Here is a 12,648-nt window from a genome sequence, read left to right on the forward strand (position 1 = left end):
ATCTCTCGGCGCGGCACCCGTTTTCGTTATCCGGCGTCGACGACCTCGCGGCTGCCGAGCGGGGCGTCGAGGGTGATCTCGACGGTACCGAAGACGGCGTTCATGGTGCACATCTTGCCGACCGCGTCGGCCCGGGTCCCACCGCGCAACGCGACCTGCACCTGCTCGGCGGTCTCGGTGACGGTGACGTCGACGCCGACGCATTCCGGGTTGCCGGTCTGGAAGTTGACGCCGATCCTGTTGTCGCCCAGCCGAGTCCAGGAGGAGAACGCGATCGGGTGCGGATCCACGATGGTCGGATCGGGGGTGAACCGGTGTCCGATGGCCGCGTTGCCGTCCTCCGGGCGCGCGCTCGCAGTGGACGACGAACTCGGCTGGGGCGCAGCGTCATCGGTGCTGGAGCAGGCCATGAGCGGGCTCATCAGCACTGCGATGACGGCCGTGGCGGCGGTGAAACGCGACGTCGTTCGCATGCCCGCCACCCTAGCCGGACCGGGGCCGCGGACGGCGTCGGCGGGCGGCGCGATCCGAAGATGGTCCACCTCACAGTGAACTTTCCGCGAACCCTGCGCGTAACTCGCCCATTTCCGCTCCGCGCGGGCTACATTCGCTTCCGATGCGCCGCCGTGGCACACGGCGAGCATCTTTTCATCGGTGCTCTGCAACTGGATCTTCGAAAGGACGAACGTGGGCGACACGCTGCGCGTAGGCGAAGAACTGGGACTGGGACAGTCCCTGACCGGCGGTGCGTACACCCTGGCCCTGCAGCCGGACGGCAACCTGGTGCTGACCGAGCCCGACGGCAACGTCGTGTGGGCCGCTATGACTCATGGGCAGGACGTGCAGCGCGCGGCCCTGCAGAACGACGGCAACTTCGTCGTCTACAAGGGCGACGGCTCGGCCGCCTGGTCGACCGAGACCAACGGCAAGAACGTCGAGCGCCTCGTGGTGCAGCCCGACCGCAACGTGGTGCTGTACGGCACCGACGGCTCGGTCGCGTGGGCCACCGCCACCAACACCGACAACCCGCTGCCCGCCCCGGCTCCCGAGCCGGAGCCGGTCGCGGCCGCCCCGGTCGCCGAAGAGGTGCCCCCGCCGCCGCCCGCCGCGCAGACCTACACGGTCGAGCCGGGCGACACCCTGTGGGCCATCTCCGAGCGCTTCTACGGCGACGGCAACCGCTACCAGGAGATCGCGGCGGCGTCCGGTATCGACAACCCGGACCTGATCAACGCGGGCCAGGTCCTCACCATCCCGTGACGACCCGGCCGCGGCGCTGATATCGCCTACGCACACGAGAATGGCCCCGAGGCAACAGCTTCGGGGCCATTCTTCGCTCTGCGTCCTAGCGGCTGGTGAAGGGCAGCAGCGCCATCTCGCGCGCGTTCTTCACCGCGACGGCGACCTGACGCTGCTGCTGCGGGGTCAGGCCGGTGACCCGGCGGCTGCGGATCTTGCCGCGGTCGGAGATGAAGGTGCGCAGCAGGTTGACGTCTTTGTAGTCGACGACCTCGATACCCGCGGCGATCAGCGGGTTCTTCTTCGGCTTGCGGCCCTGCTCGGCGCGTGCCTTCTTGGACGGTGCTCGCTTCACTGCCATGTGATGTTCCTTCTCACGAGTTCAGTGGGTCTCTACCAGCTCGATTTGTGGACCCCGGGGAGCTCGCCCCGGTGGGCCATCTCGCGCACTCGAACACGGGAGAGGCCGAACTTCCGGAGATGACCGCGTGGTCGGCCATCGGCTGCATCCCGATTGCGCAATCGTACCGGACTCGCGTCGCGTGGCTGTTTGCGCAGTTCGGCCTGGGCGGCCGCGCGCTCGTCGTCGCCGGTGCCCGGCCTGCGGATCAGTTCCTTGAGCTCGGCGCGCCGCGCCGCGTACCGCTCGACGATCGCGCGGCGCTGCTCGTTACGGGCGATCTTGGACTTCTTCGCCATATCTATCGGCTCCCTTCACTGGGCCTACGTGGTTATGCTGCGCGGCCGCCTCCGGCCCCTGGGCTTCAGGAAGCGTCAGCGCTCCTCGCGGAAGTCGACGTGCTTGCGCACGACGGGGTCGTACTTGCGCAGGACCAGCCGGTCGGGGTCGTTGCGGCGGTTCTTGCGGGTGACGTAGGTGTAGCCGGTGCCCGCGGTGGACTTGAGCTTGACGATCGGCCGGATATCGGTGGTCTTCGAGGCCATGGGTGCTCCTAGATCTTGTCGCCGCGGGCGCGGATGCGGGCCACCACGGCCTCGATCCCGTCCCGGTCGATGGTCTTGATGCCCTTGGCGGAGACCGTCAGCGTGATGCGGCGGCCCTCGCTGGGCAGGTAGTAGGTCTTGCGCTGGATGTTGGGGTTCCAGCGCCGGTTGGTGCGCCGGTGCGAATGCGAGACGGCTTTTCCGAAGCCGGGCTTGCGGCCGGTGACCTGGCAGTGGGCCGACATGCGACCTCCCTCCATGGATATGACAACCATTTTCGACAATGGATATTCCAGACTGTACCGTTGCCCCTACGTCTAATGAAAATCGTTATCGAAAGGGGTATCGGGTGCTGGACCAGTCCGACCGGAGAACGCCCGTCGTGCTGCTCGCCGGTTTCGCCGGACCCGCCATGGCCGGCGTCGAGCACATCGCGGCGACGCTGAGCGAGGATCCGGGCACCGTCGTGGTGTACCACGACCTCGCCGAACTGCGCGAAGGCGTGGTGCGCCGCACGGTGCGCACCGCGGGCGCCGTCACGACCACCGTGCTGGAGCTGGCGCACGGCTGCGTGTCGTGCACGCTGCGCGCCGACCTGCTGCCGATGCTGTGCACGCTGGCCGCGCGCGAGCACGTCCACCGCATCGTGCTCGCGCTCGACCCGGCCATCGAGGCCGAGGCGCTGTGCCACGCGATCGAGACCGTCGAGGTGAGCGGGGTCGCCGACCGGGTCGACGGACCAGCGGGCCGCGGCGTCCGCATCGAGGCCGTGCTGACCTGCCTCGACGGGCAGAACTGGCTGGCCGACGCGACCGGCGACGAGGCGCTGGCCGACCGCGGCCTCGCCGCGGCCGACGACGAGCGCACCGTCGCCCAGGTGGCCGTCGGCCAGGTCGACTTCGCCGACGCCCTGGTGGTGCTGACCGCCGAGGTCGACGCCATGGAGCGCGAGCGCCTCGACGCCGTGCTCGCCAGGATGGCGCCGGGCGCGCCGATCGCCTGGCTCGACGATCCCGCCGCCCTCGACGCGGTGGAAGTCGGCGCCCTGCTGACCAGGATCCCCGCCGACGCGCGCCGCGGCCGGATCTTCGACGCGCACGCCCCGCTGCTGCGTGGTCAGCCGCCGCTGACCACCGATCACGGCGTCACGCTCATCGAATTCGCCGCGCGCAGGCCGTTCCATCCGCTGCGGCTGCACGACGCGCTCGACGTGTTGTTCGACGGCGTCGTCAGCGCGCGGGGCCGGATCTGGCTGGCCACCCAGCCGGATCAGGTGGTGCGGCTCGAATCGGCGGGCGGTGGCCTGCGGGTCGGCGGCGCGGGCCGCTGGCTGGCCGCCATGAGTGCCGAGGAGCAGGCCGACGCGGATCCGGACCGGCGGGCGATGGCCGCCCTGCGCTGGGACGAGCGCTTCGGCGATCGCGACGTGTCGCTGGTGATCCTGGCGCACGACGCCGACCCGGCCGAGATCCGGCATGCCCTGCACTGGGCGCTGGTGGAGGACGACGAGCTGCTGCTGGTCGACCGGGCGCCGGAGCGAGTCGCGCTGTGGGAGGACCCCTTCGGCGACTGGCACGAAGACCCCTGCGCCGATCCCGCCGAGGCCCCCGCCGCGGCGAGCGAGCGCACCAACCGAAAAGGAGATTCGGCATGAAAGCGGGCATCCACCCCGACTACCACCCCGTCGTGTTCGAGGACGCGAGCACCGGCAAGCAGTTCCTGACCAGGTCGACCGCGACCAGCGACCGCACCGTCGAATGGTCGGACGGCAACACCTATCCGCTGCTGATGGTCGACGTCACCGCGGATTCGCACCCGTTCTGGACCGGCGCGCATCGCGTGCTCGACGCCCAGGGCCGGGTCGAGAAGTTCGAGCGCAAGTACGGCAAGCGCACCCGCGCGGGCAAGGAGGGCTGACCGGTGGCTGTTCCGAAGCGCAGGATGTCGCGGTCGAACACCCGCAGCAGGCGCTCACAGTGGAAAGCGGAAGTGCCGCAGCTGGTTCCGGTGACGGTCGGCGGCGTGGAGTACAAGGTGCCGCGCCGCATCATCGGCGCGGTCCGAAAAGGCTTGATAGATCCAGCGAAAATCTGAGTGGACGGGCCGGACCGGCAATTACGCCGATCCGGCCCGCAACCACCACGGTTTGCGGCACAAGGGGGCCGCAAACCCGCGGCGCCAGCCGCCAAATTTTCAGCCTTCGCGCTCGGCCAATTCGACCAGGGTGGCGGCGAGCTGGAAGAACTTGTTGCTGCCGAGGTCGGCGATGGTCTTGATCTTGAGCGCCTCGAGCAGCTGCTTGTCGTGCGCCTCGGTGAGGCCGGCCAGGGCCGACGGCGGCGCGGCGAGGATTTCCTTCAGCGTCTTGCTCTCGAATTCCTTGTCGAGAACTTTGTCGAGCACCACGTTGACGGCCATGCGAACTCCTTCGAACGAACCTCTTGGATGTGCCGGGCGAGACGGAAAGCGCCCTGGGCGACGATAACCCGCGCGACCGCGGTGTGGGGGCCGAACGCGCCGTGGGCGCCGGGTTCGGCGGCCACGGCTGTCCAGGGGCCTTGCGTCGGCCGGATCGTGCCTGTTCAGGGCGCTGTGGCCCGAGCGCGGCAATCGTGTGGTTACTGGTGTGACACGAGCCACTTGGGGCTAATCGGCCGCCGTGCTTGCGGAGGGATTGCTGATCGCCGAGTAACAGACCTGTGGTTTGTTTTGTAGCACAAGAAAATTCCAGAACGCCTGATGCGGAGTCCTTGCCGGGTATGTACTCTCGTGCACGAGGGCGGGTTCTCCGGTAAGGAGAACCCGCTCATCGCCACTTCAGGGCCTGTTTCCGGCGCCGAAATCCCCGATGTTTCCGGGCAAACCGGACGTTAGCTGATCAGCGCGCGCCGACGGTCCGCGGGCGGGGCAGGCGTCTCGGCCGTGTCGCGGCGATCCGGTGCGATGAGCACCGCGGTGATCGGCACCGTCAGGCCCATCGAGCCGATGACGAACATCGGGAACACGAGGTCGAACAGCGGCAGCCCGGACGGGATCCGGCCGCCCGCGTCGAGCGTGAACTCCAGCGCGGCGACAGCGGTGTAGTACACGGCGCCGACGCCGATGCCGAACAGCAACGACGCCACCACCCGCAGCCACACCGGGCGCACCACCTGGGCGGCCCACAGCGTCGCCGTGGACAGCGCCATCGACAGCAGCACCGAAACCCCGATGAGGCCGAGCGTTTCGTCGACCGAACCCTGCACGGTGAGCGCGTCCAGCGTCAGATACGTGGACAGGCCGACGCTCAGGCCCGTCGTCAGCCCGCCGACCACCAGGCGTGGCAGCTGCGGTGTCCGCCCGCTGATCAGCAGGCCGGCGAGTACCCCGACCACGGCGATGGCCAATGCCGACGCGCCGAGCGCCACGTTGTATCGCATCGTCGTGTCGTGCACGCGGATGCCGAGCAGGGCCACCGAATTCGCCAGCCAGATCCCGACTCCGCCGAGGGAGACCGCGGCCATCGCCAGCCAGATCATCCGGAATCGCAGCGAATACTTCGCATGCCGTATGCAGGCGAACGCCACCAGCGCACCGAGCGCCGACAGGTCGTACGCGAGCCAGGCGACGCCGGTACCGCGGCCGAACGTCTCGGCGTCGGCCCCGGCGAGCAGCTCAACCACGCCGCCCTGCCTCCTCGAACTGCTGGGGCTCGAGCTGAGCGATGGCGTACTCGGTCACCGCGGCCAGCGCCTGCCGCACCTCGACGGCGTTGCGCGCGTCGATGTCGACGATCGGGATGCCCTCGCGCACCGAAAGCGCCTCGCGCAGTTCCGCGATCGGGAAGCGCGGCGCATTCGGGAACCGGTTGACCGCGATCAGGAACGGCAGGCCGCGCGCCTCGAAGAAGTCGACCGCCGCGAAACTGTCCTCCAGCCTGCGGGTATCGATCAGCACCACCGCGCCGATGGCGCCGCGGATGAGGTCGTCCCACATGAACCAGAACCGCTTCTGGCCCGGCGTGCCGAACAGGTACAGCACCAGGTTGCCGGGCAGCACGATGCGGCCGAAGTCCATGGCGACGGTGGTCGTCTCCTTCTCCGGCGTCTCGGCGAGATCGTCGATGCCGTCGGAGAAGTGGGTCACCATCGCCTCGGTGCGCAGCGGAACGATCTCCGACACCGCCCCGACGAATGTGGTTTTGCCCGCGCCGAATCCACCGGCCACGACGATCTTGGTCGACGCGACCCGCTGATCGGGTGCCGGGGGTCGCATGCCCTCAGAGGCCACGGAGTCCACGCAAAGTCCTCTCCATCAGTGATCGGCGTTCGTCGTAGCTCGCCTGCTCGGTCAGCGTCGAATGCATTCGGAGAATCCCGCCGACAACGAGATCGCCGATCATCACCCGGACCATACCCAGTGGGCGTCCGAGGTATGCCGCGATTTCGGCGACAGAGAGCCGATGTGTGCCAAGACGCACGATTTCGGTGCGCAGATCCCCTGCGGGCCACTCCAGGTGCGCGGTGTAGGAGACCGTTTCGACGACTGCCTCGAGCGGCAGCGCGATCGCGGGCTCGGTCCGGCCGGAGGTCAGGGCGTAGGGCCTGACCCGGGTAGTCGGCCGGTGTTCTGATCCGTACGGGCTCGACATCTCACCTCAGCCGGCGGTGCGGGCGGTGGCGGTGACCGCCGAGCCCACCCGGTCGACGAGCAACGCCATCTCGTAGCCGATGCGGCCGATGTCGTGGCTCTTGTTGGCCAGAACCGCCAGGTGCGAGCCGTTTCCGACGCTCATCACCAGCAGGTACCCGCGCTGCATCTCGACGATCGACTGCATCACCTTGCCGCCGTCGAACAGGTGCGCCGCACCCGCCGACAGGCTCGCCAGGCCCGCGGTGACCGCGGCCAGCTGCTCGGCCCGGTCCGCGGGTAGATGCGGACTCGTCGCCTGCAGCAGGCCGTCGGCCGAGACCAGGACCGCGTGCGAGACGCCCGGCACGTCCCGGGTGAAGCGGGCGACCAGCCAGTTCAGATTCTCGTCCGTAGGGTGCGCGTTGCTCATTCGTGGCCTCCGTCGTTGTACTGGATCTCGGCACGGCCACTGCGAACGCCGCTGAGATGTCTGGTCAAGTTGTTTCGGATCTCCTCGGGATCGCGGGGGCCCGCTTCCTCGGCGGGGGTGAGCCCGCCGGGGACGAGCTGAGCGCCCGGTTTACGGATCGGCAGCCCGCCGACGGTGCGCGAGGACGTCGGCGGATTACCCGCGCTGGCCGCTGCCGACCAACCCGCGTCGCCGGGGGAACTCCATGATGCTCCGTTGCCACCGGAATCGGCACCGGCGGAAGCGGGTTCGACGAGCCATTCCGAGACCATCCGCTGGTAGATGGGGGTCGGCGCCTCGCCGGTGACCGGCTGCAGGCGCTGATTCGCCTGCGGTTTCGGCTCTGCGGCCGGGGCGGGCGCCAGTGTGCGCGGCGGCTCGGGCACGCGGCCAGCTTCGGTGAGTTCGGTCAGCGCCGAGGCGGGGACACGCTGGGGCAGGCCGATGGACCGCGGCTCGGCGTCGTCCGTGGTCGACGTGCCGTTCGAGACCGGGCCGTTCGCGGTCGATCCGGTGGTGGCGAAGCCGTTCGACGACGACCCGCTCGACTCGGGGACGCTCGGGAAGCCGTTCGACGGCGTGTCGTCCGACCCGCCGACAGCTGGGAAGCCCTTGGAGGCCGTGTCGTTCGACCGGGCGGTCGGGTAGCCGGTCGGGGTGGGGTCCGGCGCGAAGCCGGCCGGTGCGGTGTTGTTCGCCGGGGCGTCGGTCGCCCGGACCGGCAGGTCGTCGGTGTCGTGCTCGTGCTCGGCCCACAGGCCGGTCGGCTCGTCGGACTCGGCCGGCTCGGTGGGCGGGGGCACGGGCAGCGGGGTCGGCGCCGGAGGAGGCGCGGGCACCGCGGCCGGGCGACGTTGCGGCAGCCCGGCACTGGTCAGCGGGGCCATGTTCGGCTCCGGCCGGTCGTCGCCGAAGCCCGGCGCGACCGGGCCGGTCGGCACCAGCGGCGTCGCGCCGTTGAGCGCGGGCAGCACGAGCGGTTCGGGACCGCCAGGGGCGGTGATCGGGTTGGGCCCGGTGATGTCGGCGGGAGTCAGCGCGTGCGGACCGGTCGCCAGCGCGTGCGAGCCGGTCGAGACGATCGGGTTCGGCCCGGTCACCGGACCGGCGGCCGCGGCGGGCGCGGGGGCGACCAGCGCGCTCGGCAGATGCACGCTCGCGGTGATGCCCGGCTGTGGCGCCTGTCCGGAGGTGCGCCGCAGGCTGACGGTGATGGTGTGCCGCTTGGCGAGCCTGCCGACCACGAAAAGACCCATGCGACGTGCGGTTTCGATGGTGACCTCGCCACCGGAGGCGAGCCGGTCGTTGGTGGTCTGCAGGTCTTCGGCCGACATGCCGAGGCCGCGGTCGGTGATCTCGATGAGATAGCCGCCGTCGACCGCGCGGCCGACGATCACCGCCACCGAGGTGCTCGGCGGGGAGTATCGCAGCGCGTTGTCGATCAGCTCGGCGAGCAGGTGCTCGATGTCGACCGCGGATTCACCGGCGACCACGCCGTCGGGCACGTTGCCGATCTCGACGCGCTGGTAGTCCTCCACCTGCGAGACCGCGCTCCAGAGCATGTCCGACAGCGGCACCGGGGGCAGGTGGCCGCGGCGCAGCACGGTGCCCGCGAGCACGAGCAGGTTGTCGCCGTTGCGGCGCATGCGGGTGGCGAGGTGGTCGAGGCGGAACAGCGTCTGCAGCCGCGACGGGTTGTCCTCGTCGTGCTCGAGCTCCTCGATGAGCGCGAGCTGCTGCTCGACCAGCGACTGGCTGCGCCGCGAGAGCGTCTCGAACATGTTGCCGATCTGCAGGCGCAGGCGGGCCTGGTCGGCGGCCAGGTTGAGGGCCTGCTCGTGGATCTCGTCGACGGCGCGGGCGAGCTGGCCGACCTCGTCGGTGGAATGGACGCCGACCGGCGCGATCTCGGGCGTCGCGCCGCCGCTGCGGACCACGGCCAGCTCGTCGGGCAGCTTCACGTGCGCCACCTCGAGCGCGTCGCGGCGCAGCCTGCGCACCGGCACGACGAGTGTGCGGGCCACGGCCAGCGCCAGCGCGAGGCCTGCGAGCAGCATGCCGAGCACGAGGGTGGTCTCGCGCAGCGCGCCGGTCTGCGCGGTCGCGGTGTTCTCGTCGAGGGTGTGGTCGATGAGGTCGAGCAGCGAGGCGATGCTCGAGGCGTAGGTGTCGGCGCTCACCTGCAGGGTGTTGAGCACCGCGGCGTTGGTGGTCGGGTCGCCGTTGTTCTGGCTGAACACGCTGATCCTGGTCTGCACCGCGTCCAGCAGCGAGGCCATGGCGCCCGCGTTCTGCGGCAGGATCATGCCGTAGGTCTTGATCATGGTCGACTCGGAACCGAGCTCGACGAGCATCTGCGCGCGGGCGCTCTGGCTGCGGCCCGCGTCGGGGGAGACCACCAGGGTGCGCTCGCGGGTGAGCACCCGGCGGGCCTGGTGCAGCGCGGTCAGCTGGAGGAAGTAGCGCTGCACGATGAAGTCGTCGACCTGTGGGGTCTTCGACAGCGCGTTGCCGATCCGCTCACCGATCTCGTCGGTCTGTTCACCGACCATCGCGGGCGATCCGCCGCGCACCGTGTTGCGCAGGGTGGCGCCGGTGGCGGTGGCCGCGGTCAGCTCACTGGCGACCTCGGGGTCGATCGTCGCCGAGCGCAGCGCGTTCTGGACCTCCGCCAGCGCCTGGTCGTAGGTGGTGAGCGCGGCGTCGGTCTGCGGGTCGGCGATCGCGCCCCAGTTGGCCGTCGCGGCGACGGCGAGTTGTTCGGTCGCGGTGGCGAATTTGACGACCGGCCGGATGACGGTGGCTTGCTCGGTGGCGGCGCCGAGCTGGGTCATCGTCTGCAGCTCGTTGTTGATACGCAGGACGGCGAAGGTGGTCGCCAGCATCACCGGCAGCACCAGCACGACGCCGACCTTGCGGGTGACGGACCAGTTCGACAGGCTGAATTGCCAGGAGCGCGATGCAGGTTCCATCCGCGTGCGTTGCCTCTGCTTCCACGTGTGACCCCGGCCCGCGCGGGGAGGTCGCGGAGCGATGCAGCGCAGAACCAACTGGAGGTCTTCTTTTTCCGCAGGAAAGATACCGTGCTGGGTAGGGATCGGCAATCCGGGCCACGCCGTGGGAAATTCGCCGAATATGCGCTGCCACAATGATGCTCCGCGACACCTGTGACTGGCAACGCGCCGCCCCCTCTCAGTGCGTTCTCAGTCGGCCACGGCAAACTGGGCACATGCGCATTCTGGTAGTCGACGACGATCGCGCCGTGCGGGAATCACTGCGCCGGTCGCTGAGCTTCAACGGCTACACCGTCGACCTGGCGGTGGACGGCATGGACGCGTTGGAAAAAGTGGCCGCTGCCAGGCCCGACGCCCTCGTCCTCGACGTGATGATGCCGCGCCTGGACGGCCTGGAAGTGTGCCGCAGGCTGCGCAGCACCGGCGACGATCTGCCGATTCTCGTTTTGACCGCGCGCGATTCGGTCTCCGAACGGGTGGCCGGGCTCGACGCGGGCGCCGACGATTATTTGCCGAAACCTTTCGCGTTGGAGGAATTGCTGGCGCGTTTACGCGCGCTGCTGCGCCGTCGCGCGCCCGATCCGGGTGAGGCGTCGGAGGCGATGGTGTTCGCTGACTTGTCGCTGGATCCGGTGACACGCGAGGTCTCGCGCGGCGAACGCGCCATCAGTCTCACCCGCACCGAGTTCTCGCTGCTGGAGATGTTGATGGCCAATCCACGCCGGGTGCTCACCCGCGGGCGGATCCTCGAGGAGGTCTGGGGCTACGACTTTCCCACCTCCGGCAACGCGCTCGAGGTCTACATCGGCTATCTGCGCCGCAAGACCGAGGCCGACGGCGAGGAACGTCTGATCCACACCGTGCGTGGCGTCGGCTACGTACTGCGCGAGACCCCTCCGTAGGCGGCGGGGAATGGCACACAAGGAGCCGGCCGTCGCGGTCCTGCGCCCTCCCGACACGGGGGAGATGCGACCGCCGATGCCGCTGACCCGCTCGGTCTCGCTGCGCTGGCGGGTGACGCTGCTGGCGGCGTCGGTGGTGCTCATCGCCGTCGCGGTCACCTCGATCGCGGCCTACGCGATGGTGGCGCGCGCGCTCTACGCCGACGTCGACGCCCAGCTGGAGGCGCGCGCGGCGACCATGATCAACAACAATTTCGAGACGCTCGGCTTCCAGTCGATCGTGCTGGCCGGGCTGTTCTCCAACGACGTCGGTGTCGCGCTGATCTACGCCGACCACAAGCCGTACATGCCGCCGCAGCAGACGATCCCGCCCGTGGGCGTCCAGGAGCTCGCCGTCGCCGACGGCAAGCTCAACTCCTCGCTGCGCACCGTCGGTGATCAGCGCGTGCTCGCCGTGCGCACCCACAGCGGCGCGACGCTGATCATCTCGCAGAAGCTCTACCGCACCCGCGAGGTCCTCGACCGGCTGGCCTGGCTGCTGTTCGTCGTCGGCGCCTGCGGCGTGGTGCTCGCCGCCGCGGCCGGTACCGCCGTCGGCCGGACGGGCCTGCGCCCCATCGCGCGGCTCACCGCCGCCACCGAACGCGTCGCCCGCACCGACGACCTCACCCCGATCCCCGTCACCGGTGACGACGAATTGGCAAGGCTCACCGAGAGTTTCAACACGATGCTGCGCGCGCTGGCCGAGTCGCGCGACCGGCAGCGCAGGCTCGTCGCCGACGCCGGCCACGAGCTGCGCACGCCGCTCACCTCGCTGCGCACCAACATGGAGCTGCTCATCGCCTCCGGCCGTCCCGGCGCGCCGCAGCTGCCCGACGAGGACATGGCCGAGCTGCGCGCCGATGTCGTCGCGCAGATCGAGGAGCTGTCCACCCTGGTCGGCGACCTGGTCGACCTGGCCCGCGAGGACGCGCCGGAAACCGTCTACGAGCGCGTCGATCTGGGCGAGGTGGCCGAGCGCGCGCTGGAACGGGCACGCCGCCGCGGCACCGGCATCACCTTCGCCGCCGAGCTGCGTCCGTGGTTCGTCTACGGGCACGAGGCCGGGCTCGAACGCGCGGTCCTCAACGTCCTCGACAACGCGGCCAAGTGGAGCCCGCCCGACGCCGAGGTCCGGATCAGCATGCGCCCGGCCGGTCCCGGTCTGCTCGAACTCGCGGTCGCCGACGCGGGCCCCGGCATCCCGCCGGGGGAACGCGAACTGGTCTTCGAGCGCTTCTACCGGACCACGGCGTCGCGCTCGATGCCCGGCTCCGGGCTGGGGCTGGCGATCGTCAAGCAGGTCGTCACCAAGCACGGCGGCACGATCGCGGTCGACACCTCCGACCGCGGTGGCACGCTGGTCCGCATCGTGCTGCCCGGCGAGGCGCCGGTGCCGGAGGACGCGGGAACGATCTGATCGGGGCCG

General features: G+C 69.9%; 17 protein-coding genes. 6 read left to right on the forward strand and 11 right to left on the reverse strand.

Annotated features, from left to right (window positions below; translation table 11 throughout):
- Positions 1-26: 26 nt before the first annotated feature.
- Entirely contained in the window at positions 27-473 is a 447-nt protein-coding gene (locus AB0H56_RS02600; protein ID WP_357156335.1) for a hypothetical protein, read from the reverse strand.
- 214 nt (positions 474-687) lie between these two features.
- On the opposite strand from AB0H56_RS02600, the gene AB0H56_RS02605 reads away from it, so the two are divergent.
- On the forward strand, positions 688-1,260 hold the full coding sequence (locus AB0H56_RS02605; RefSeq protein ID WP_233000783.1) for a LysM peptidoglycan-binding domain-containing protein: 573 nt from the start codon (positions 688-690) through the stop codon (positions 1,258-1,260).
- An 85-nt stretch (positions 1,261-1,345) separates the two neighbouring features.
- Here AB0H56_RS02605 and rpsR read toward each other — a convergent pair whose 3' ends face one another.
- The 4 genes from rpsR to rpmB form a co-directional block, all read right to left on the reverse strand.
- Entirely contained in the window at positions 1,346-1,600 is a 255-nt protein-coding gene (rpsR, locus tag AB0H56_RS02610) for a 30S ribosomal protein S18 (RefSeq protein WP_022566236.1), read from the reverse strand.
- Between the two features lie 32 nt (positions 1,601-1,632).
- Positions 1,633-1,938: a 30S ribosomal protein S14 gene (gene rpsN, locus AB0H56_RS02615; RefSeq protein ID WP_110039711.1), complete on the reverse strand. Its 306-nt coding sequence runs from the start codon at positions 1,936-1,938 to the stop codon at positions 1,633-1,635.
- A 75-nt stretch (positions 1,939-2,013) separates the two neighbouring features.
- The gene (rpmG, locus tag AB0H56_RS02620) at positions 2,014-2,184 is read right to left on the reverse strand and encodes a 50S ribosomal protein L33 (RefSeq protein WP_233000782.1); all 171 of its coding nucleotides are present in this window, start codon (positions 2,182-2,184) and stop codon (positions 2,014-2,016) included.
- Between the two features lie 8 nt (positions 2,185-2,192).
- Positions 2,193-2,429 (reverse strand): 50S ribosomal protein L28, encoded by a 237-nt coding sequence (gene rpmB / locus AB0H56_RS02625; protein ID WP_019049258.1) that lies wholly within the window; start codon positions 2,427-2,429, stop codon positions 2,193-2,195.
- A 104-nt stretch (positions 2,430-2,533) separates the two neighbouring features.
- Between rpmB and AB0H56_RS02630 the strand changes: the two genes are divergently transcribed.
- From AB0H56_RS02630 to rpmF, 3 genes are read left to right on the forward strand one after another with little or no spacing between them, the layout of a single operon-like run.
- Complete coding sequence (locus tag AB0H56_RS02630) at positions 2,534-3,838, forward strand: GTP-binding protein (RefSeq protein WP_357156339.1); 1,305 nt, start codon at positions 2,534-2,536, stop codon at positions 3,836-3,838.
- Positions 3,835-4,101: a type B 50S ribosomal protein L31 gene (locus AB0H56_RS02635; protein WP_110039713.1), complete on the forward strand. Its 267-nt coding sequence runs from the start codon at positions 3,835-3,837 to the stop codon at positions 4,099-4,101. Before AB0H56_RS02630 ends, AB0H56_RS02635 begins: the two co-directional genes overlap by 4 nt.
- Positions 4,102-4,104: 3 nt before the next feature.
- Positions 4,105-4,278: a 50S ribosomal protein L32 gene (rpmF, locus tag AB0H56_RS02640; protein ID WP_110039714.1), complete on the forward strand. Its 174-nt coding sequence runs from the start codon at positions 4,105-4,107 to the stop codon at positions 4,276-4,278.
- Positions 4,279-4,377: 99 nt separating this feature from the next.
- Here rpmF and AB0H56_RS02645 read toward each other — a convergent pair whose 3' ends face one another.
- From AB0H56_RS02645 to AB0H56_RS02670, 6 genes are all read right to left on the reverse strand, one after another.
- The gene (locus tag AB0H56_RS02645; protein WP_280222447.1) at positions 4,378-4,602 is read right to left on the reverse strand and encodes a hypothetical protein; all 225 of its coding nucleotides are present in this window, start codon (positions 4,600-4,602) and stop codon (positions 4,378-4,380) included.
- Positions 4,603-5,054: 452 nt separating this feature from the next.
- Entirely contained in the window at positions 5,055-5,846 is a 792-nt protein-coding gene (locus tag AB0H56_RS02650) for an MHYT domain-containing protein (protein WP_357156341.1), read from the reverse strand.
- Entirely contained in the window at positions 5,839-6,438 is a 600-nt protein-coding gene (locus tag AB0H56_RS02655) for an ATP/GTP-binding protein (protein WP_110039847.1), read from the reverse strand. Before AB0H56_RS02655 ends, AB0H56_RS02650 begins: the two co-directional genes overlap by 8 nt.
- A 4-nt stretch (positions 6,439-6,442) precedes the next feature.
- On the reverse strand, positions 6,443-6,814 hold the full coding sequence (locus tag AB0H56_RS02660) for a DUF742 domain-containing protein (protein WP_110039717.1): 372 nt from the start codon (positions 6,812-6,814) through the stop codon (positions 6,443-6,445).
- A gap of 6 nt (positions 6,815-6,820) precedes the next feature.
- Positions 6,821-7,225, reverse strand: a complete 405-nt coding sequence (locus AB0H56_RS02665) for a roadblock/LC7 domain-containing protein (RefSeq protein WP_110039718.1) — start codon at positions 7,223-7,225, stop codon at positions 6,821-6,823.
- Entirely contained in the window at positions 7,222-10,236 is a 3,015-nt protein-coding gene (locus AB0H56_RS02670) for a sensor histidine kinase (protein WP_357156344.1), read from the reverse strand. The genes AB0H56_RS02665 and AB0H56_RS02670 overlap by 4 nt, the downstream gene beginning before the upstream one ends.
- 257 nt (positions 10,237-10,493) lie before the next feature.
- Between AB0H56_RS02670 and AB0H56_RS02675 the strand changes: the two genes are divergently transcribed.
- Together AB0H56_RS02675 and AB0H56_RS02680 are read left to right on the forward strand one after the other, a co-directional pair.
- A complete protein-coding gene (locus AB0H56_RS02675) occupies positions 10,494-11,180 on the forward strand; it encodes a response regulator transcription factor (RefSeq protein ID WP_110039720.1) in 687 nt (228 codons plus the stop codon).
- A gap of 10 nt (positions 11,181-11,190) precedes the next feature.
- Entirely contained in the window at positions 11,191-12,639 is a 1,449-nt protein-coding gene (locus tag AB0H56_RS02680) for a HAMP domain-containing sensor histidine kinase (RefSeq protein ID WP_357156346.1), read from the forward strand.
- Positions 12,640-12,648: the final 9 nt, after the last annotated feature.

It is taken from the genome of Nocardia sp. NPDC050717 (genome assembly GCF_040654275.1).
Taxonomy (GTDB): domain Bacteria; phylum Actinomycetota; class Actinomycetes; order Mycobacteriales; family Mycobacteriaceae; genus Nocardia.

Coding starts and splice junctions, on each gene's coding strand:
- AB0H56_RS02600 (WP_357156335.1), bottom strand. CDS start 473: ATGCGAACGACGTCGCGTTTCACCGCCGCCACGGCCGTCATCGCAGTG.
- rpsR (WP_022566236.1), bottom strand. CDS start 1,600: ATGGCAGTGAAGCGAGCACCGTCCAAGAAGGCACGCGCCGAGCAGGGC.
- rpsN (WP_110039711.1), bottom strand. CDS start 1,938: ATGGCGAAGAAGTCCAAGATCGCCCGTAACGAGCAGCGCCGCGCGATC.
- rpmG (WP_233000782.1), bottom strand. CDS start 2,184: ATGGCCTCGAAGACCACCGATATCCGGCCGATCGTCAAGCTCAAGTCC.
- rpmB (WP_019049258.1), bottom strand. CDS start 2,429: ATGTCGGCCCACTGCCAGGTCACCGGCCGCAAGCCCGGCTTCGGAAAA.
- AB0H56_RS02635 (WP_110039713.1), top strand. CDS start 3,835: ATGAAAGCGGGCATCCACCCCGACTACCACCCCGTCGTGTTCGAGGAC.
- AB0H56_RS02645 (WP_280222447.1), bottom strand. CDS start 4,602: ATGGCCGTCAACGTGGTGCTCGACAAAGTTCTCGACAAGGAATTCGAG.
- AB0H56_RS02655 (WP_110039847.1), bottom strand. CDS start 6,438: ATGCGACCCCCGGCACCCGATCAGCGGGTCGCGTCGACCAAGATCGTC.
- AB0H56_RS02660 (WP_110039717.1), bottom strand. CDS start 6,814: ATGTCGAGCCCGTACGGATCAGAACACCGGCCGACTACCCGGGTCAGG.
- AB0H56_RS02665 (WP_110039718.1), bottom strand. CDS start 7,225: ATGAGCAACGCGCACCCTACGGACGAGAATCTGAACTGGCTGGTCGCC.
- AB0H56_RS02670 (WP_357156344.1), bottom strand. CDS start 10,236: ATGGAACCTGCATCGCGCTCCTGGCAATTCAGCCTGTCGAACTGGTCC.
- AB0H56_RS02675 (WP_110039720.1), top strand. CDS start 10,494: ATGCGCATTCTGGTAGTCGACGACGATCGCGCCGTGCGGGAATCACTG.
- AB0H56_RS02680 (WP_357156346.1), top strand. CDS start 11,191: ATGGCACACAAGGAGCCGGCCGTCGCGGTCCTGCGCCCTCCCGACACG.